At 37.8% G+C, this 21,119-nt stretch carries 18 protein-coding genes and 1 riboswitch; of the genes, 3 read left to right on the forward strand and 15 right to left on the reverse strand.

Annotated elements, in window-relative coordinates:
• Positions 1 to 174: 174 nt before the first annotated feature.
• The 5 genes from ACIQZI_RS21655 to ACIQZI_RS21675 are packed head-to-tail and all read right to left on the reverse strand — an operon-like array spanning position 175 to position 3,744.
• Positions 175 to 951 carry a TatD family hydrolase gene (locus ACIQZI_RS21655; RefSeq protein ID WP_403077266.1) on the reverse strand — a complete coding sequence of 259 codons (777 nt, stop codon included), beginning with the start codon at positions 949 to 951 and terminating at the stop codon, positions 175 to 177.
• Entirely contained in the window at positions 948 to 1,685 is a 738-nt protein-coding gene (locus tag ACIQZI_RS21660) for an ABC transporter ATP-binding protein (protein WP_403077268.1), read from the reverse strand. Before ACIQZI_RS21660 ends, ACIQZI_RS21655 begins: the two co-directional genes overlap by 4 nt.
• On the reverse strand, positions 1,678 to 2,448 hold the full coding sequence (locus ACIQZI_RS21665; protein ID WP_403077271.1) for an ABC transporter permease: 771 nt from the start codon (positions 2,446 to 2,448) through the stop codon (positions 1,678 to 1,680). The genes ACIQZI_RS21660 and ACIQZI_RS21665 overlap by 8 nt, the downstream gene beginning before the upstream one ends.
• The gene (locus tag ACIQZI_RS21670) at positions 2,445 to 2,738 is read right to left on the reverse strand and encodes a thiamine-binding protein (protein ID WP_062186957.1); all 294 of its coding nucleotides are present in this window, start codon (positions 2,736 to 2,738) and stop codon (positions 2,445 to 2,447) included. Before ACIQZI_RS21670 ends, ACIQZI_RS21665 begins: the two co-directional genes overlap by 4 nt.
• A 13-nt stretch (positions 2,739 to 2,751) precedes the next feature.
• The gene (locus ACIQZI_RS21675) at positions 2,752 to 3,744 is read right to left on the reverse strand and encodes an ABC transporter substrate-binding protein (protein WP_403077273.1); all 993 of its coding nucleotides are present in this window, start codon (positions 3,742 to 3,744) and stop codon (positions 2,752 to 2,754) included.
• Positions 3,745 to 3,882: 138 nt separating this feature from the next.
• Positions 3,883 to 3,992, reverse strand: a riboswitch (TPP riboswitch).
• Between the two features lie 289 nt (positions 3,993 to 4,281).
• On the opposite strand from ACIQZI_RS21675, the gene ACIQZI_RS21680 reads away from it, so the two are divergent.
• Positions 4,282 to 6,216 (forward strand): DUF2207 domain-containing protein, encoded by a 1,935-nt coding sequence (locus ACIQZI_RS21680; protein ID WP_403077275.1) that lies wholly within the window; start codon positions 4,282 to 4,284, stop codon positions 6,214 to 6,216.
• A 313-nt stretch (positions 6,217 to 6,529) separates the two neighbouring features.
• Here the strand turns inward: ACIQZI_RS21680 and ACIQZI_RS21685 are convergent, their stop codons facing one another.
• From ACIQZI_RS21685 to brnQ, 7 genes are all read right to left on the reverse strand, one after another.
• Positions 6,530 to 7,033, reverse strand: a complete 504-nt coding sequence (locus tag ACIQZI_RS21685) for a DinB family protein (protein WP_403077278.1) — start codon at positions 7,031 to 7,033, stop codon at positions 6,530 to 6,532.
• A gap of 380 nt (positions 7,034 to 7,413) precedes the next feature.
• Complete coding sequence (locus ACIQZI_RS21690; protein WP_403077280.1) at positions 7,414 to 8,871, reverse strand: glycoside hydrolase family 1 protein; 1,458 nt, start codon at positions 8,869 to 8,871, stop codon at positions 7,414 to 7,416.
• A gap of 190 nt (positions 8,872 to 9,061) precedes the next feature.
• The gene (locus tag ACIQZI_RS21695) at positions 9,062 to 10,471 is read right to left on the reverse strand and encodes a glycoside hydrolase family 1 protein (protein ID WP_403077283.1); all 1,410 of its coding nucleotides are present in this window, start codon (positions 10,469 to 10,471) and stop codon (positions 9,062 to 9,064) included.
• A 173-nt stretch (positions 10,472 to 10,644) separates the two neighbouring features.
• Positions 10,645 to 12,483 carry a beta-glucoside-specific PTS transporter subunit IIABC gene (locus ACIQZI_RS21700; RefSeq protein WP_403077285.1) on the reverse strand — a complete coding sequence of 613 codons (1,839 nt, stop codon included), beginning with the start codon at positions 12,481 to 12,483 and terminating at the stop codon, positions 10,645 to 10,647.
• Positions 12,484 to 12,738: 255 nt separating this feature from the next.
• Positions 12,739 to 13,584 (reverse strand): BglG family transcription antiterminator LicT, encoded by an 846-nt coding sequence (licT, locus tag ACIQZI_RS21705; protein WP_403077288.1) that lies wholly within the window; start codon positions 13,582 to 13,584, stop codon positions 12,739 to 12,741.
• 265 nt (positions 13,585 to 13,849) lie between these two features.
• Positions 13,850 to 14,206: a transcriptional activator HxlR gene (gene hxlR, locus ACIQZI_RS21710; protein WP_062186973.1), complete on the reverse strand. Its 357-nt coding sequence runs from the start codon at positions 14,204 to 14,206 to the stop codon at positions 13,850 to 13,852.
• A 695-nt stretch (positions 14,207 to 14,901) separates the two neighbouring features.
• Positions 14,902 to 16,245 (reverse strand): branched-chain amino acid transport system II carrier protein, encoded by a 1,344-nt coding sequence (gene brnQ / locus ACIQZI_RS21715; protein ID WP_403077291.1) that lies wholly within the window; start codon positions 16,243 to 16,245, stop codon positions 14,902 to 14,904.
• Positions 16,246 to 16,495: 250 nt separating this feature from the next.
• On the opposite strand from brnQ, the gene ACIQZI_RS21720 reads away from it, so the two are divergent.
• Entirely contained in the window at positions 16,496 to 17,164 is a 669-nt protein-coding gene (locus tag ACIQZI_RS21720; protein ID WP_403077294.1) for a GntR family transcriptional regulator, read from the forward strand.
• 67 nt (positions 17,165 to 17,231) lie between these two features.
• On the opposite strand, the gene ACIQZI_RS21725 is transcribed toward ACIQZI_RS21720, so the two are convergent.
• Positions 17,232 to 17,870, reverse strand: coding sequence for a FusB/FusC family EF-G-binding protein (locus ACIQZI_RS21725; protein WP_403077296.1), 639 nt, complete (start codon positions 17,868 to 17,870; stop codon positions 17,232 to 17,234).
• 586 nt (positions 17,871 to 18,456) lie between these two features.
• Between ACIQZI_RS21725 and ACIQZI_RS21730 the strand changes: the two genes are divergently transcribed.
• The gene (locus ACIQZI_RS21730; RefSeq protein WP_062186982.1) at positions 18,457 to 18,816 is read left to right on the forward strand and encodes a DMT family transporter; all 360 of its coding nucleotides are present in this window, start codon (positions 18,457 to 18,459) and stop codon (positions 18,814 to 18,816) included.
• A gap of 390 nt (positions 18,817 to 19,206) precedes the next feature.
• Here the strand turns inward: ACIQZI_RS21730 and ACIQZI_RS21735 are convergent, their stop codons facing one another.
• Together ACIQZI_RS21735 and ACIQZI_RS21740 are read right to left on the reverse strand one after the other, a co-directional pair.
• Entirely contained in the window at positions 19,207 to 19,548 is a 342-nt protein-coding gene (locus tag ACIQZI_RS21735) for a zinc ribbon domain-containing protein YjdM (protein WP_062187079.1), read from the reverse strand.
• Between the two features lie 323 nt (positions 19,549 to 19,871).
• Positions 19,872 to 20,726: a 5'-methylthioadenosine/adenosylhomocysteine nucleosidase gene (locus ACIQZI_RS21740; protein ID WP_403077299.1), complete on the reverse strand. Its 855-nt coding sequence runs from the start codon at positions 20,724 to 20,726 to the stop codon at positions 19,872 to 19,874.
• Positions 20,727 to 21,119: the final 393 nt, after the last annotated feature.

Below are 21,119 nucleotides of genomic sequence, written 5' to 3' on the forward strand. Positions count from 1 at the left end.
TACTATCCTTGCTCAAAGTGACAATCGAGTCAAAAAGTTCTCACTTTTAGATTCCTACAGTACCGAACAAAAATAATTCCTCTTAATAATAACAGGATTTGGCAACGATTGCAAACTAATAAAAGAAATATTTTGGGCTGGGAACTCCGTCTCTCGTTAACTAGTCAAAATGATTTACAGCCCATAAAATTTTGCCGTACTTTTATACAATTCTTCGTATACCCTCTCTACCTGAATGTTCTTTATTTCTGCTATTTTTTGTACGCTTACATGAATCATTTTCGGATGAGTCACCGTATCTTGGAATGGTCCTTCGAACGGCCATGGTCCATCCGTTTCCACCATCAAATTTGCTAACGGATAGTCTTTAATCAATTGCTGAATCTCCGTTTCATACAAGCAATCTGGGGTGACTGAAATATAATACCCATTTTGAATCATGCGCTGAACTGTTTTTTCGTCTCCTTTGAACCAATGGAAATGTGCCTTTGTTACCGAGTGTTTTTCCAAAAGGTCACAAACCAAAGGAGCGTCGTCGTATACCGCATGAAGAATAATTGGTTTATTCAGCTCTGAAGCCTTTTTTATAAAAACCTCCAATAGTTCAATATAAGGCTCAATCTGTATTTTTGGATGCTCGAACCGCAAGTAATAGGGTAAGCCCACTTCACCAATAGCAACCATTTGATGTTTGTGTTTATTCAAGAATGAACATAATTGACTCACTTCCGAATCACTCGGCAGCTCTTGTTCTGGATGAAAGCCGAAAGCAGGCTTTAGTCGTTTATCCATCTCTGCTAAAGCTAAATTTTTTTGAGAAGAAGCGAGATTCGTTGATACACAAATAAGTGCCTCTACTTTGTATGCTTGCAAGTCTTTTAAAATGGTAGACCGGGTACTTTCTGAATATTGATCAAAATGAATATGAGAGTCGATTATAGACTGCCTCACATAATCACCCGCAATTCATTGTATATCTTCTTTTTCCACGATAAAAATTCTTCGCTTAGCAAAATCGATGCTTGTCTTGGTCTCGGAAACGGGACGATAAACTCTTTTTTCACTTGGGTAGGCTTTTCTGATAACACAATAACCCGATCAGATAAATAAAGAGCTTCTTCAATATTATGGGTAACAAGCAAAATGGCCCGTTTATCTTCTTCCCAAACAGATAAGAGCCAATTTTGCATTTCGAGACGTGTGAATTCATCGAGTGCTGAAAAAGGCTCATCTAAACAAATAAGTGATTGCGGACTTAGCAGACTGCGAATAAACGCCACTCTCTGCTTCATCCCTCCAGACAGTTCATATGGATAGGCATTCTCGTATCCTTTTAGACCCGCTTTATCAATCATCTTTAATGCAAGTGCCTGGTCTGTCTCCCCAACAATTTCTCCACCAAGCAGGATATTGCCGAGGACCGTTCGCCATGGCAAAAGCGATGGACTTTGAGGCGTGTAACTAATCGAACCGGTTTCTCCATTAATACGTTTGCCATCAAGCCTAATTTCTCCAAAGTCTGGTGCAAACAATCCACCGATTAATTGAAATAAGGTGCTTTTTCCACTCCCAGAAGGACCTAATATGGACACGAACTCCGCTTCTTCTACACGAAGAGACAACTGATCCAGTACTTGATTTTCACCAAAGGATTTCGATATGTTCTCAATTAAAAGTTTAGTCACGTCTCTTGCCATCTCCTTTCGGCTTCCACTTCACGATCATTCGTTCCATCGATACAATAAGGGCAAAGAATACCAAACTCAAAATCATAATCAAAAAGATCGCAACAAAGACACGGTCCGTTCGAAAGGATGACGAAGCTAAGGTCATATAGACACCTATCCCTTCTTTTGCCCCAAGCCATTCAGAAATAACTGCTCCCATTACGCTGTATGTAGCGGAGATTTTCAACCCTGAGAAGATGGATGGTAGCGCATAAGGCCATTCCAGTTTCCAAAAGATTTGTTTCTTTGTTGCCCCAGCCATTTTCATGTAATGCATCAGCTCTGAACTCGTTTGTCTAAACCCATCCAAAGCAGCCACTGTGATTGGGAAAAAACAAACGAGCGTAATGACAATGACTTTAGGTAATATACCAAACCCAAACCAAATAACAAGGAGTGGAGCCAACACAATGATTGGAATGTTTTGTGAGAGAATGATGATCGGATAAATGGCTTCTCTAAGCTTCGGAATAAGGTGTAGACCAACAGCAACTGCAATGCCCACACTTGCTCCAATTAAAAACCCCAAGATTGTAAGTCCAATCGTCGATGTTAGATGGTGATGATAATTCGGCCATCCAGCAGCTCCTTCTAACCATATCTGCGAGGGGGAAGGCAGGAGCCATTTTGGTATTTCAAAAAGCCGACAAGAAACTTCCCATACGATGAATAAAAGGATGAGGACCAGAGCTGGTCTCCATCCTTTATACCAAATCTTCATGGGCGATATTTCTCTGTCAATTTATCCATAGATGCACCGCTTGGTTGATAAAGAATTTTCACTTGAGAAATCACATTACGACTGCCAATCTCAATCATCCGTTGATTCATTTTCTCGATAATTGAAAAGATTTCTGTCAAATTCCCTTCCATGGTCGTTTCAAGCGGATGAACTTCATATTTAATTCCAGAGTCATGAATAATCGCTATTGCTTCATCTACATAAGGAATCACATCTTCCCCATTTTTTGTTTTCGGGATAATTTGAATGCTTACTAATGAGTCGCTCATGCTTCTCTCCTCCTTATTTCGGTAAAAATTCATTGGTGAATGCCTTTTTTGCGTCTAATTCACTTTCAAGCAAACCGTTCTCAAACATCCAGCTCGCATAGTTTTCCCAAACCTTTTGATCTTGAACACCCCATTTTGAAGCGTCATCTTGATATTTCGGTGATAACCACTTTTGACTTGCCTTTACCAATTCTGGGTCTATATCAGGAACTGCTTTAATTAAAAGGTCCGCCGCTTCTTCGGGATGTTCAATCGTATAATGATAGCCCTCGGAAACTGCTGCTACAAAAGAACGAACAGTATCTGGATCTTCTTTTATTAAATCTTCATTAGTTGTGAGAACAGGCGTATAGTAATCTAGCTTTTCCGTGTAATCGGTCAAATATTGCATATTCAATTTCTCCCCACGCAACTCAGCTTCTATACCTGTCCACCCATAATAAATCCAAGCAAAATCAATATCTCGTTTAACCGCTGTGAAAAAATCCGTATCTCCCATATTCACAATATCGACTTTTTTCACATCTCCATTTTCCTGCTTCATCAAAGAAGATAGGACAGCTTTTTCTACAGGTGCTCCCCAACCGCCATACGTCTTTCCTTCGTAATCTTTCGGTGAGGTAATTTTCTTATCAACTGGGGAAGCAAATCCAGACGTGTTATGCTGAATAATAGCAGCAATCGAGACCAATGGCACACCTTGTACACGCGCTTCTGTCAAAGATTCCTGGTAGCCAATTCCGAACTCTGCTTTTCCCGCTGCGACAAGCTGGTCAGCTCCCGCCTCACCTGGCATTATAATCTCAACATCTAGCCCCTCTTCTTCAAAATACCCCTTTTCCTTTGCAACATACAAACCAGTATGATTCGTATTCGGCGTCCAATCTAAAACAAGAGTAACTTTCTTTAATTTCTCTTGATTCTTTTCCTTCGAACCATTGTCCTGACTATTCCCGCAAGCAGCAAGAATAAGCATCACACTAAGTAAGACTAACCATTTCTTCATTACATTTCCCCCTTGAACATGTCTTACAAAGCAGCAAACGAAGAAACAAGGTGGAAAATATGTAAACGTTTAATAGGAATCGCGCTACGCAAAAAAGCACCATAGGTTTATCCCTAGGGTGCATATCATAACAAATGAGTCCTGTTTAAATATGTTCCCTACGCTGGTTTTAACCAGATCAGGTTCCAAGGGTATGTATCTATTGGATACGGTCTCAACCAGCAACACTGGTCCCCCCACATGTTTCATTATTCAATTCGTTTAATGCTTCATCATCTACTTACTTTGCCATATGTCTTGAGGTTTTTCAAGAGGAATGCTAAAAAAGAAAAAGCCTTTTTCGATAAAGGGAACAAAATAGGTTCCATCACAATCACATCCACCAATTTCTGTGATTTTTTCAAAAAATATAGCCACGCTTCAGATAGAATGAACAAATCCCTGCCTCGCTTTCCATTCCTTTTATAGATATGGTAATATTTAGTTATTCGTAGATTAACAGTGATACTAATGAGTAATATCGTAGGGGGGAACTAGTTGAAAAGAGTATTCTTTATTTTTCCGTTTATCTTTATTCTTGGTTTCATCATGGCTTCAACCACTTTCGCTAAGTCCTTTTCGATTGATCAAGTAAATATCCGCGCCTGGATTCAGCCAAACGGAAATTTAGTCGTGAATGAAATTTTCACATACACTTTTGATGGAAAGTATAGTCAAGTCCATCGTTCTATCCAGAAGGACCATCATGATGGGGTGCAGGATTTCGAGGCATATGAGCTGTTGAATCCAAAGGCAAAGCTTGGCTATATGCAGAGGAATGAACTGAGACAGCTACATGTTTCAGAAGATGACCGTACATATACTGCATCCCTTCCGTCCAATAATGAAAAGAAGTATATTTTCTATATATATACGTTAAAAAATGCTGTGAAATCATATGATTCTTATAGTGATTTGACCGTACCGTTCTTTGGAACAGATTCAAATCATGATAACGATCTTTTTCATGTAAACATTGATTTTTATTTCCCACAAGAAGTCGATAATCAAAACACGTATGCATTCTTCCATGACCGGAAAGGGAAAGTTTCATCAAAAGATCCATATAGCGTCCATTTCTCCACTCCGGTATCTGAAATGTATGCCTTAACTGAAACCCGGATACTCTTTCCCTCATCCATCATGAGTGAACAGGCTAAAAATGCAGCACCTATGTCTTTAAAGGAAGCAGTTGCACAGGAAAAGAAGCGAGTAGAAACAGCCATAAAGAAAACAAAACAAAAGGAAGGCTTTTCAAAGTTTTTAATTGGTTTCTTGGTTCTCCTTATCTGTTGCTGCTTCGTCTTGCTCATCATGAAACTTGTGCCTAGAAGAAGTACAGAGAGCATTCTAAAGCATGATCCACTTCATCTATATATGATTCACCGTATTGGCAGATTGAATCCTTATGCGTTCCTATCCGGGCTATATTCTCTTGTTGAAAAAGGAGCAGCCACTGTTCAAATCCAGCAGACAAGAGGAAGGTTTCAAAAGGATCCTACAGCTCCCAAACATAGCCTTCTCTTTACTTTAACAGCTCCTCTGGGTAAGCTTTCTTCTTCTGAAAAGCTGCTCGTCTCCTGGCTATTCAAGCAGAAGTATGGTCAAGGAAAGCTTTCTTTTTCCATGACCGATATTGCCGGCCTAACAAAAAGAGAAAAAATGAACCAACAGCAAGCACAGAAATATCAACGAAGACATATGGAGTTTAAAAGGAAAGAAAAGGAATGGTTCGCAGAAGTTCTACAAGAGTTGAAAGAGGAACGATTCTTGAACAACAGATTTGCCCTATTAACGAGGGGATTGCTACTAATCATATTCACAACTGTTCTATATTGTTATGTAATCGACTCACTCTCAACAATAGCTATTATTGGGTACAGTGTTGTTGGGGGAGTCACACTTATCGCCGGATGGATCCAATATAGAAGAAAAAAGAGAATTATCCTTTTCATCTTAACGTCTGTCATCGGTTCACTTATGTTAGTCGATATCAATCTTATGAAACTACTTTTCTTTTCGATCTTATTTGTTTTTCTCTTATATGTCCTAGCACCACGTTTTGCATTTTCCCAGAAAGCGACTAGTATCCATTCAGAGATTAGACAATTCAGAAAAGAAATAAAAAGAGATGGCATACCTACTAATCTTACAGAATCTGAACTTGAAAAAACAATAACCCGAATTCTTTTACTCCAAGTCAAGCACTCTAAAACGAAAATAGCAAGCTTAGTAATACCAGAACTTGAATATGCTCAAGCCTTGCCCCTTACCTACCTGATCTATCATGATGAAGACCCAGTCAGCTACTTAGGAAATACATGGAAATGGTCGAATTCTTCCGCTTCCAAAGGGAGCTCGTCAGGCAACAGCTATGGTGATAGTGGTGGTGGCGACGGCGGAGGAGATGGTGGTGGTGGCGGAGCGGACTGATCAAATGAAGATTCCATCAGTTGGGACTTTTCCTTACTTATAACATTAGATGCCATGGCTAGAATAGGTAGATTTCTTTATCTAAAAAACAGCCATGAGCGCTTGCTCTAAAACTTAGGCGATGAAAAAGGTTCAGGTTCTCAAATTACATCACCTTATGAAGGTGGCGGTACGGAGCCAATTTTGCGAAGCCCCGCCCCTTTTCCACAAAAAACACGTATAAAAGGCGGCTTTCACCGCTAACTCATACGTGTTCTTTACGTACTATGTTTAAATAACAGCCGAATTTAAGTATCAATTTCCATTTACACGATTATACTTCAGGAGCTTGTCCTCCAAACGCCGCCCACTCTTCCCTTGCCGGTCCATATATGCCGGGTACGGTCAGACCCGCTTGACGCATGAGCACGGTCATTTGGCCACGATGATGTGCTTGATGTGCGATTATCAGCCCGAGCACCGTGTTAATGGACCACATTTCTCCGTACATATCTCTCTTTTCGTTCAGTGTTTCGTCATTCCACTGTTCGCGAATCGAAGCGACCATCTCTTCGCTTGATGTGCGATATGCTTCTGCGATTTCACTCGACGTTTTCGGGACTGGCAAATCGTGCCGAGCCGCTTTAAAAACAAGCCCTGTACGCCCTATCATTTCATCAAGGGTCGTTACGACATGCCACGCGATCCGTCCAAGTGTACGATCCTCAGGAGATACTTCCTGCGCTAATGATTCATCGGTCAACGCATTCAGTATTTTTTGCGTAGATCCACTTTCATGCTTCCAATTTGTCAAAAAATCTTCAATTGTACTAAACATTCCTTCGCCTCCAATTATCCATTTTCAGCAATCATTATTAGCTACATTCGCTAACAACATGCATTATCCTGCTAAAGATCACTCAAGATAGAATGTCTATCTCCTTTTCTGTGCATGAACTTGCATTCTATTATTATACCCTATTTTTAGGATTATTCAGTATAGAGAGTATATTGAGATGGACTAGTTCTTTCACTCTTTTGTATTACACTCCTAATTCATTCAAACGCAAAGAGTCAGACCCCGCAACAACTAAATACAGTATAAAATACGTGTATGAAACACTACATACTGATTTAGAGTGCGAGGTCAGACCCTTATGAGACATCCTCATTCTTACTATTTAGATTTCGCATATACCAAGATAAATACTTACGATATTATAATTCAGCACCATTAGACTCAATGACTTTTTTATACCAATCAAAAGAATCCTTCTTCGATCTCTTTAAAGTTCCATTTCCATCATCATCTAAATCAACGTAAATAAATCCATAGCGTTTAGACATTTCAGAAGTAGACATACTTACTAAGTCAATTGGCCCCCAACTTGTATACCCCATAAGATCAACGCCATCTTCAATCGCTTCTCGCATTTGTTCAATGTGTTTTCTTAAGTAGTCGATACGATAATCATCGTGAATCGAGCCATCTTCTTCAACTTTATCATAAGCACCCAAGCCATTCTCTACAAGGAATAATGGTTTTCGATAGCGGTCATACATATCATTCAGCATAATTCTTAATCCAATAGGGTCAATTTGCCAACCCCAATCTGATGATTCCAAATATGGATTTTTTACACCACCAAATAGGTTCCCTTGCGCTCTTTCCCCTTCTGGACTTGCAGAAGCAGTTAAAGACATGTAATAACTAAAAGAAACGAAATCCACAGTATATTCTTTTAGTATTTCATCGTCACCATCTTCTTTTTTAATAGAAATTTGATTTTCTTTAAAGAAACGATTCATATAGTTTGGGTACTCTCCACGCGCATGTACGTCTGTGAAGAAAAGGTTCATTTGGTTTTCTAATTGTGCTTTTCGCACATCTAACGGATTAGGCGTATTCGGATACGTTTCCATCCTCGCAAGCATACAGCCAATTTTTGCACCAGGGATTATCTCATGACAAGCCTTTGTAGCTAATGCACTTGCAACGAATTGATGATGCAATCCTTGGTATTGAGCTTGTAAAGGATGATCTGTACGATCGGAAACAATGCCTCCACCCGTAAACGGACTCAATGTAATCATATTAATTTCATTAAATGTCAGCCAATATTTCACTTTGTCCTTATAACGTGTAAATACGGTTTTGGCATATTTTTCAAAGCAACCAATGACTTCCCGTCCTAGCCAACCATTATATTTTTCAGTAAGCCCATAAGGCGTTTCATAGTGCGAAAGGGTAACTAAAGGCTCAATTCCATATTTACGAAGTTCATCAAACACATCATCGTAAAATTTTAGACCTGCTTCATTTGGTTCTTGGTCATCTCCATTTGGAAAAATCCGTGCCCAGTTAAGCGATAATCTGAAAACCTTAAAGCCCATTTCAGCGAATAACGCGATATCTTCTTTATAGCGGTGATAAAAATCGATACCGTCCCTTTTAGGAAACCTAGCAACTTTTTCACCTGACAAGATTTTCTCAATTTCATCCGAATTGATTTCGATCGCATTATCTTTCTTTCTTTGATCTTTCGGGATATAAGCAACTAAATCTGCACTAGACAAACCTTTCCCATCTTGGTCAAATGCACCTTCTAATTGGTTCGCCGCTGTAGCACCGCCCCATAAAAAGCCTTTTGGAAATTCTTTTTTTGTGATTGTCATTTTGATAATCCCCTTTCAATTTATGTAAACAAACTGCTATATTTTACTATCATTTCCGTAGATTCTAACCATTTATGAAGGATGTCCCAAAAGGGTCTAACCCAACACTCACCACACAGTCTATAATGTGACTTATACTCCATTTAAACTGTAAATAGTAGTCGTTGGATAGAACACTCTTGTGCATAGATTAAATCTCTTGTCCATTCGTTTTAATGACGTTTTGGTACCAATAGAAACTGTCTTTACGGATGCGGCGCATATCAAGTAGCTCAAATTCATCACGGTTCACATAGATAAAACCGTAGCGTTTGCTAATACCTTGGTGCGTACTGACTAAATCAATCGCTGACCATGGACAGAAGCCAAATACTTCTACACCGTCGGAAATTGCCAATTGCATTTGTTCAAGATGCTTACGCAAGAAATCTATGCGGTATTCATCATGTACTTTGTCGCCTTCTTCTAACTTATCGAATGCTCCAAGCCCTGTTTCTGTTACGATTAATGGCAATCCGTAACGTGAATAGATTTGACGAAGAGTTGTACGGAATCCAACTGGATCGATCTCCCAACCAAATTCATTCGTATTCAAATGTTGATTTTTCGCACCTTTGAATACGCCTGGCTCTCCGATTGTTAAATGTTGATCACCCGTTCCTTGCTTGTCTTCCCCTTCACCCGTGCTTTCTTGGACGGTCTGAGATGTATAGTAGTTAAAGGCGATGAAATCTGGTTTTGCCCCTTTAAGAATTTCCATATCTCCATCCTGAATCAAAGGTGTCCATCCGTTTTCTTCAAGATAGGACCATACAACATGGTTATATTTGCCGAACACAGCTACATCTAGGTACAACCAGTTGCGGATTGCCGCATAGTTATCTGCTGCTAAAATATCTTCTGGTTTAGACGTTGCAGGATAAATCGAAACGATATTCGGCGCAGGACCAATCTTCGCGTGCAGCAATTTGTCGTGACACATCTTCATCGCTTTTGCCTGCGCGACTAACATGTGATGGTTTTGTTGATATAAGTCTTTCTTTGGATCCTTCAAGCTCGGGTCCAACGTTCCAAGAGCATCCCCATGGAGAATCATCATATTCTGTTCATTAATGGTTAACCAGTATGTCACCTTGTCACCGTATTCGTTAAATAATACTTCTGCGTATCGCTCGAAGGCATCGACCGTTGCACGATTCGCCCAGCCACCTTGTTGTTGAAGAGCATAAGGTAAATCAAAGTGATACATCGTTACGATTGGTTCCATATTATGCTGTTTAATTTCATCAATCAGGTTATGGTAGAACTCTACACCTTTAGCATTGACTTCCCCTGTACCTGCCGGGAAAATACGTGTCCAAGCAATCGAAAAGCGATAGGCTTTAAAGCCCATTTCAGCAAATAATGCCACGTCTTCTTTGTAGTGATGATAATGGTCACTCGTTACTTTAAAATCTGTCACACCTTCTACGTGGTTAGCCATGTCTACAACAGATGGGCCTTTGCCATCTTCATTCCATGCACCTTCTACTTGATAAGCAGATGTTGAACCACCCCATAGAAAATTTTCCGGAAATGTTTTTAAAGAAGTATGTTTCATTTTCGAATCTCTCCCTCATATTTATTTACCTTCTTCGACTGACTTTCTTTACAAAATAAACCTTTGTGTTTTAGTGATCCATTACTTTCTCACAACAAAAAATGGCTTTTGCTATCTCCCGTATCGTTTAATCACTGTGAATCGCATGCCTCATTCAACATACGATTCACATCTTAATTAATAACTGTAAGGATAGACTGCCCGCTAACTACTTCTTTTGGCTCATCTGCAATGACATCTAAATAATTTGTTGTATTCGTTACAATCACCGGTGTCGTTACTTTATATCCCGCTTCTTTAATACCAGCAATATCAAATTCTACAAGAATGTCTCCTTGATTAACTGCCTGTCCATTTTCGACATGGGCGGTAAAATGTTTTCCTTCTAATTGGACCGTATCTAGCCCAATATGGATGAGAACTTCTACTCCATCATTTGAAGTTAATCCAATCGCATGGCTTGTTGGAAAAATCATCGTGACCGTTCCGTCAAACGGAGCAACAGCGCGCCCAATCGTAGGTTCAATTCCAACTCCCTTGCCCATCGCCCCACTAGAGAATACTGGATCCGGTACATCTGCTAACGGAAGAAGCGTACCTTCGATAGGACTAGCTATAGCCATTTTGTTATCTCTAGCTGGTGGAACTGGTGTTGTTTGTTCCGGTTTTATTTCTTCTTTCTTTTTCTCATATCCGATTATAAAAGTCAGAATGGTCCCAACCAAGAAAGCAATCATTACGCCAATTGTATATTGAACTGGAGGCTGGTAAGCCGGGATTGTTAAGATGCTGTTAAATGTAAACGTGAATAAACGTACATCAAATGTCGCAACGATGGCTCCGCCAATAACACCCGCAATCACCATGATTGGAATCAACCTGCGGTAGCGCATGATCACACCATATATAATCGGCTCGGTCACACCAGCAAGGACACCTGATAACACCGCTCCAAGGGTCAAGGATTTCAATTTCTTGTCACGTGCACGCAGGAACACACCAAAAGCAACACCCATTTGAGCAAACGTTGAAGCTGCTGTGATAGGCAAAATCACATCCCCGCCTTTGGCAAACGCACTAATCGCGATTGGCACAACACCCCAGTGGACACCGAGAATAACAAGAAATGGCCACACACCCGCAATAATAACCCCTGTTAGAATAGCTGATACAGACGATAGATAAGAAACACCGTTCATAATTCCGTCACTCACGTACACTGCAAACGGACCAAATACTAAGGCTGTTAACGGGACCATTACGAGTAGACAAACCATCGGCGTGAAAAATAATGTGAGTACACTCGGTGTAATTTTTTTAACCCATTTTTCTAATAGAGCAAAAATAGCAATCGCAATCAACATCGGAAATACGGTTGATGAATAATTGGTCAAAATTAACGGCAAATTCAAAAATTCCGAACGAGCTCCGTGTTCAAGAAGAGCTGTAAAGCTAGGTTCTAATAAACCCGCTCCAATCGCGCCACCGACATATGGATTCGCACCAAGTTTCAACGCAGCCGTGATCCCTACAAAGATAGGCAAGAAGAAAAACACTCCACCCGAAGCTGCATTTAGCACTGCATACGTACTGCCATCTACATTAATCCAATGTAATAATGTTAAAATGGCAAGAAGCGCTTTAATCATCCCCGCCCCTGCTAGTGCGGGAATCAAAGGAGAGAACGTTCCTGAAATATATTCAAAAACCTTTGAGACTGGACTGACCTTTTCATTAGATGTCGATTCTTTATTCGTTTCCCCACTAATTTTTGCTACTTTCATAACTTCCGCATACACTTTGGGCACATGGTTCCCAATAACAACTTGAAATTGGCCACCACTTTCAACTACAGTGATGACCCCCTCCATGTTTTGGAGTTCGTCTTTTTTCGCTTTACTACGATCATCCAATTTAAAACGTAAACGAGTTGCACAATGTACAAGAGAGTTTATATTATCTTCGCCGCCTACCTTTTCAACAATCTTTTTAGCTAATTCTCTATTATCCATCTGTTAGTTTCCCCTTTTTGTAATTTGACTAGGATATCCTATCCGTCGTTAAGTTTTTATAAGTAGTAATCCCCCTCCTAAATTCCTTTTATCCTTGATTTTTCGAGATAAGAGGGTTTGCTGCCCCATCATTTACGGTAAAAAATAAAAAACCTGAAAAGAAATGCAGATAGAAAGGAGGGGTACACACCCACTTTTCTCAACATTTCTTCTCAGGTTTTGCCTGCCGAACAGTAACAATCCTAATCAGAAAAATTATGCTTTTTTCTCACGACTAGATACGCGATGAATATGGATCATGAAATACACCATTTCATCCTTCGTCATCTGGACGTTATAACTTAACTGCAAATATGTTTGTACTTTGATGGTACATTGATACGCTTGTGAATACTGCTTACTCACTTGATCAAATAATGGGTCCTCATCTTCATGAGATAATTCCCCTCTTTGCATACGGTAAGCAAAATAGCGTAAATGAGTAATAAATCGACTATAATTCATTGAATCTTCATCAAACATGATGCCAAAATGATACTTCACGATCGTAATGATGTCATTGACAATCTTCGTCATCTCCATGGTTTGTTCCATGCCCGCCGAATCATGTCTTGCATTGAACAGATGAAGGGCAATCGATGCACGTTCATCATCTGGTAATTGAATACCTGTCCGATCCTCAATCATCTGAACCGCATGTTTAGCTACACGATATTCATCTTTATAAAATTTCTTAACTTCCCACAATAGGGCATTCTTCACTATCAGTCCTTCTTGAATCCTTGTTAGCGCAAAATGGATATGATCCGTCAATGACAAGTAAACGGTTTCGTTTAACTGATATCCCAATTCTCGTTTGGCCAATTCGATAATATCATTAGACAGTTCCAAGTGATCAAATGGGATTTCTTTGAGCAATTCAGATAATTTATCAAAGACATTTTTCGAGTGAATGACGAAGGTTTTCTCAATTTTCGTTTCATCGATTTCATCTCCAACTTTCTTCTGAAAAGCGAGTCCACGCCCCATAACAACCATTTCTTCTTGGTTCCCATCTTCTGTCAGTATAACGTTGTTGTTAAAGACTTTTTTTATGCGCATAATGAGTCACCTTATCACTGATTTTTTAAATACTAACAAAAAAACCTGAACTGATCCCAATATTACAGTTTCCCCGTAATACTCCAATCAATCCAGGTTTTGCCTGCCGAACAGTAACAATCCTTTGTCTAATATTATTATATAAAAATATGTTTGCGTTTGCAAGAGATATTTTTAAAGGAAGAGGAATTTTTTATAATACCACGGAAAGCATTTTTATAAGATTGCCGACCGTGGACGTTATTATAATGAGATAGTTTTATTTCTATTCATTAGACTCATTTTCTGTTTGTAATACATTCTCGATATAATATTTTCCCCATTCATACATAGAATCTAGAATCGGCATTAAGCTCCGCCCATGCTCAGTAAGAGAATACTCTACCTTTGGAGGTACAACAGGATACACCTCACGATGAATAATCAAATGATCCTCTAGCTCACGCAATTGATTCACTAGCATTCGTTGGGTAATCCCTGGCATAAGAGCCTTCAGTTCACCAAATCGTTTAGTTCCTTCTTTTCCCAAATGCCACAATATCAACATTTTCCATTTCCCACCAATAACAGAAAGAGTCAATTCTTTTTCACAATTAAAAAATTTATCCACTAGATTTGGCATTTGCTCCACCTCTTAAATATCTTATAGTATACTTTTCATCACTATATTTCAAAAACGTATGTACTGCAATTATACTAGTATAAGTAATTGTTTACGATTAGTAAAGGTCCAGTCAATGACGCAAGTATGGATTAAACAAGGAAATCGCTACTTCACTTACTACTCAATATTTAGCCGAGGTTTTGAAGAATTAAACGGAACTGTGAATTTTATTTAAAAGGAGTAGCAGAGTTACTAGCAACCAAAACACTACTATCATAGGAAATAAAAACATCGATTTCGATAGTAAAACTACCGACACTTCACTCTGAAAGGGTTGATAAGACGATGAAACGCATGAAGCCAATTTTATGCACAATTTTATTTTATATTCCACCAAAAATAGACCATACTAAATTGTATGGAATATATGCCAATCTAGAATCTACATTTAAAAATAGAGGAAATGGACTCTTAACTTACTCACTACATAGTGGTCGTAAGATCCGGTTCTATAAAAAAGAGGATGCCAAAAACCAAAAAGGTCAAGACTCCACAACTACTATATACCGTTTGAGACATGAACATGACTCGATAAACGGTGTATAAAGTGTGAGGTCTGACCTTTTAGGGCATCCTTTATTTACAAATTAGACAATGATTAGGTCGTAACGCGAAGAATCTAAGTTGCTAAATTCCTTTTACTAGTTCCCCTCTCAATCTAATTGAGCAGCGTACGGATTAAGTTTTTTTCTTAAGATGCTGATAAGATACCCTAATATTCCTCCTATAATAGCAGAACCGATCCAGCCGAGCCCTACTTCATATCCAGGTAGAATCGCAGTAAATAGGTCATCAATTACTTTAATATTCAATCCCGCAGCACTTAATCCGTCAAATAAACTGATAACAAAAGTCATTAGCATTGTGCCTAGATAAACTTCTTGTCTTCCTTTAAAGAACGAATGTAAGAAGGTTAAAAAGATTAACGCAATCGCTAATGGATAAATCGCTGTAAGAACAGGAACAGAAATACTAATTAATTTCATTAACCCGACATTCGCAAAAATCATGCTAAAAACAGACAATACAACGGCAAACATTTTGTAAGAAATGGTTGGAAATAGCTTATGGAAATAAGATGAACACGCAGTAATGAGTCCAATACTCGTTGTTAAACATGCACCTAACACGATTAATCCTAGCAAAGGCCCCCCAAATGATCCGAAGTAGTGATTAGAAATGGCTGTTAGAACCGCTCCGCCATTTTCTAAATGCCCAACTCCCGCTACACTTGATGCCCCCATATACGTAAGAGACGTATAGATAATAGCCAAAAGCGCTGAGGCAATTAATGCGGCTTGTGTACAAACCACCATAATCTGCTTCTTCGTTGTTACCCCTTTATCCTTAATTGCATTAATAATAATGATTCCAAAAACAAATGCTGCAAGAGTATCCATTGTTAAATATCCCTCTTGAAACCCTTTAAAGAATGCATTCTCCTTATAAGCATCAATCGGCGCTTGGAATTGACCAATCGGATTGATTATGCCTGCTATAATCAAGATTGCTATTACAATTAACAAAATAGGCGTCAAGATTTTCCCTACTATATCGACAATTTTCGCAGAATTGAGTGAAAAAAAACAAGTAACACCGAAGAATATGATCGTGAAAATTAGTAAAGGTAAAAAGCCAACATTTTCAGGCAAGTAAGGTTTCAATGCGATTTCGTATGAAACACTACCCGTTCTTGGTATCGCGAATAATGGACCAATTGATAAGTAAAGAGCCATCGTGAAAACAAGTCCAAAAATTGGATGTACGCGACTCGCTAGTGATTGTAAATCACTTTTACCCGATATCCCAAATGCCAGAACGCCTAGTAACGGAAGCCCGACTCCTGTTACGACAAATCCTGCATTGGCTGACCAGAAATTCACACCTGATGATTGACCGAGCATTACAGGGAAAATAAGATTTCCGGCCCCAAAAAATAAAGCGAACAACATAAATCCTATAGCTACTAAAAATGAAAATGATATTTTATTCGTCATATTAAACTCCCTTCGTAGCAAGTAAATTATTTTTTTAATATACGAAAGATAACATAGAAGTTATACTTGTGCAATATATTTCGGAGAATTTGAAATATTTAATTCATATGTAATATATTGAATTTATCACTATTTTTTTATATACTACAGTCAAGCACAAGCTGAGACTTGAAAATAGATAGATTTCAATAAAGTGATTACAATATAATTTCAATATAATTTAACTAGCACTATTAAAGGCGGTCATACAATGCCCATACCTACTAATTTTTCAATAAAGCCTCGTTTATCTGCCAAAAAACGTGCATTTAATCAAATTCAAGAATGGATTATTGATGGTACTCTTCAACCAGGAGAAAAACTGCATGATGCTGACCTTGCACAAGCGTTAGGTGTAAGTAGAACTCCTATTAGGGAAGCCTTGCAATTGCTTAATGTCCAAGGTTTCGTCGAAATGTATCCAGGGGTCGGCACACAAGTGACCACCTTAAATAAAGAGGATGTTTCAAAAATATTGCCTCCATTAGCAGTGTTACAAGCATTAGCCACAGAACTTGCAACACCTGTTATTAATCAAGAAACGCTTCATTTGCTACGTGATATTAATACGAAATTTGCTCAATCTATTAAAAACGGCGACTCTGACAACACCTTAAAGTTGGATGAACAATTCCACAATATCATTGTAGAAAACGCTCATAATGAGTATATCTCAAGTTCAGTTTCCACGCTTCAGTCACATGTTTTTCGACTTTATTTTCATTCATCGATTGTTTTCACGCAACGTTCAATCGAAGAACATGAAGCAATTTTGAATGCTTTCGAAGAGAATAATAAAGATGAAGCTGCTCGACTGGCGCGAATCAATTGGCTGCATCCGGTTGATTTCTTCTTTTCAGAGCATCAAGTAAATAAATAAGCCTAGTTATCCTTAAAAACCAGTTATCCGCATGTGAAAACTGGTTTTTTTAACTATTCCAACCCTATTAACGAGTAATTCGCTCAATAAAGTCATTTAATTTATCAAGTGTGATGATATTCTGATTACATGTCTGACTATTTTCACAGATATAATTCCCTCTTTTAATAAATGTACCGATTGCCAATCCTTTTGCTTCAGAAAGAAACATTCCTATTTCTTCATGATGATTACACAGTGCACAAATTCCTTTTTTGTTTATACTTTTAAATGTCCCTTGCAAGCCAACAAGTTTATGATCGCTGAGAGCTACGATATATTTTTTATTAGAGCCCTTATCATTCCATCCCAAATATGAAATCTCTTTCAGATCCACGTTCTCGAGAATTGGCACTTTTAACTTCTTTGCTTTTGGAAATAATTTTTTGATCGTTATTTCGGTTACTTCTTTAAAAGGAATCACATATGGCTTTACTTGTGATAGATACTCTTCAGCTTTATCGTTATCTTCAATCGTAATGATTGGATCTAATACCTGTCTCTGCTCTTCGCTCATATCGATGAACAAATGTAACACCTTTTCGTTAACGATTGATTTTAATGCTTGCAGAACATCATTGTCATTAACAGTCGCGTGGCCATTAATTAAAATCTGTATTTGCGCTTTAATGAAATTATATTGATCACTTCTAATAAATGGTTTCATACTCTCCACTCCCGCTACTCTATTATATTACAATCAAGCCTTCCATGACGCCGTCATATTAGAAAACTCATTTCATTCTATTCATTTATAACCTTAAATTGTTCACCCAACATAACAGATAATTCCCCTTATTACTTTAAAAGTTCAGATTATTTTTCCCAATGTAGAAAATGACTAAGAAGCAAACTTACCAGACAATAGTGGCTGTCATACAAACAGAGGCCAGACTCCTTAACAACTAAGATATGATAGGCGTAATTAGCCAACTGACACATCACACTACTTTAACATCTTTTCGAACTAATAATGTACAAAATGATAGCAACGAGATATTTGAACGACAAGCGGCAAAAAAAATTGTTCCACGGGAAACAATTTTTAATTCTACCTGAAAACCCCTTCAAAAAAATCTTTTAAGGTTGCGTAAATTTTTTAATAGCGGTATCATACATCTTTTTATCCATTTATAACATTCCTCTTAACAACAGGTAGTTACAGATAACTGTTATGTACTTCTTTCATGTATAATTGAATTATCGGAATTTACAATCTACTCTGAATTTTAATTTAGTAAGGAGGAATGAACTTGTCTTGGGTGTATTTATGCCTAGCTATCTTGCTTGAAGTAGCGGGCACAATCAATATGAAATTATCTGAGGGATTCACAAAATTAGTACCTAGTCTATTATTAGCTTTCTTTTACATTGGTAGCCTTAGTTTTTTAACGTTAGCACTGAAGACCATTGAGGTGTCAGTTGCCTATGCGATTTGGTCTGGTATTGGTATCTTGATCATCACTTTCATTGGCGTTTTTTTCTTTAATGAAAGTTTTAGCTTACTAAAAATTGTTTCAATACTGCTCATTATTATCGGTGTTATAACTTTAAACTTCGCAGTAGGCCATGACACATCTAAAGATGAGCAGATAACAGAAAAGCAAAAATAACTCACTCCTCTAGTAGAAACTCTACACGTAATAAATGGTTTTGTTAAAACTAGAAATAGTTGATGAGACCTTAAATGCCTTCTATCGACTTTGACTGTTTGATATAGATCCAAAACTGAATTTTAAAGAAGTAAAGCCCGAACAATTACTTATATAAAACTATGTATTAGGTCAAAAGATGTTGCCCTATAACAAAGGTCAGACCCACATCTACATACACACCCTTATGTATAAATGAGACATAAACGGTTTTTAGCGTGTGATGTCTGATCCTTCTCGATACACACCTGTTCGTTTTATCAATTATTTAGAGAGAAATTCTATCTTTACAAACGAGGATTTCATAGTGGAAGTGTTCTATAACACACCTATTATTTCTGTCTATTGCTTTCACACTTTTTTTACAAATTCAGATTTCAATTTCATTTCTCCAAAACCATCAATTTTGCAATCAATATCATGGTCCCCATCAACTAAACGTATACTTTTTACTTTTGTCCCTATTTTTACAACTAATGAACTTCCTTTTACTTTAAGATCTTTGATTACTGTTACAGAATCGCCATCATTTAAGACGTTGCCATTTGCATCTTTAATAATCTTTTCGCCTTCACCGTTTTCAGTTTCTCCTTCTAAAGTCCACTCATGACTACATTCTGGGCAAACAAAAAGACTTCCATCTTCGTATGTGTATTCAGAATTACATTTTGGACAATTTGGCAGATCAAACATTATTTCATTTCCTCCATTCATTATTGTTCCTTCTTATAGATAGGAATAATTTTCTTTTTTATACCCTCGTAAGAAAAGCAATTACGAACTTTTAATTATAGGCTAATAGACGTAACTTAAACAACTCTATGCTTTAAAAGATATTACTTTTCGTATATATAAATCCCGCTATAATAGGATGTCTTTTATTTACAATGAGGAAATTGTGAAAAGAGTAACAGTCTACTTGATCGCAGTTGCACTGTTACTCTTGGTTTACAAATATGAGGATATTTATACTATGTTATCGTTAAGATATCTGGTAACTTTTTAACAAATAAAGATTACAAGCTTTCATTAGCACTTTTGATCATTTGTTCAATCATCTTGCTGGCATTTTCAGCTGCCATTTTGACAAAGTCTTCATACTTTACATCAGCCTCACCGCCGGCATCGTCTGAGATAGCGCGAATAATAACAAAAGGTACATCATTCAAATGTGCAACATGAGCAATAGCTGCTCCTTCCATTTCTACTGCATATGGAGAGAATATTTCATTAATTTCTGCTTTTTGTTCTGCACTTGCAATAAATTGGTCACCACTAGCAATTCTTCCTTGGAAAACATGGATATCTTCAGATAATCCTTCGGCAGATGACTGTGCTAGTTGAATTAACTTTTCATCCGCTGTAAAAATACTTGTATCCATTCTGGAAATGACACCAGGATCTTCCCCTAATGCAGTGATATCTACATCATGTTGGACAGCATCTGTAGAAATGACAATATCCCCCACCGTTACATCAGGGCCTAGACCACCAGCAACACCGGAGTTAATTAGATAGTCAACACCAAAATGATCTACTAGCACTTGCGTACATGCAGCTGCATTAACTTTTCCGACTCCTGATTGAACCAAGACAATGTTTTCACCATCTAATGTTCCTTTATAAAATTCCATTCCCGCTACAGTTTCAGTACTTTCAATTTTCATTTTCTCATGAAGGATTTCTACTTCTTCTTTCATGGCACCAATAATACCGATAACCCGCTTATCTGTTTGTGCTGTATTTGTTTTTTCTTCTTGTTGTTCAGTTGAAGATACATTAGACTCATCTTGATTATTAGAACACCCAATTAGCATGAAAGCAGCAAACATGATTACTGTAAAATATTTGAGATTAAATCTGTTTTTCATAGATGTGAATTCCCCTCATTTGATTAAAACGAATATTTAAACAAAAATTACGTTTAATGTTCGTTTTTTTCTCAGCTAGTATACAACAGCAATTGCATGGATGCAACAAGTTTCTGTGACAAAAATATACACTGATTTTGAGAAAAAGGGACACATGGACTGGGACATTATCCAAACAGGAAAATAGATTATAGGAAAGTCCATTTGAGAAGTAGCCTTTTTAACTTAAAATTTGACTTTAAGCTACAATACATTCTCGAGAAATTAAAAAAGTCCCAATAGGGTTTACCTTATTGGGACTTTTTTAATTTAACAGAGGAAATGTTGAGACCATAGGTGCAACAAAAAATCGCCTTTTTATTAACTTACTGTTTTTGAAGCCAGATAAACGAC

It is taken from the genome of Peribacillus sp. NPDC096379, assembly GCF_044762875.1.
Classification (GTDB): Bacteria; Bacillota; Bacilli; order Bacillales; family DSM-1321; genus Peribacillus.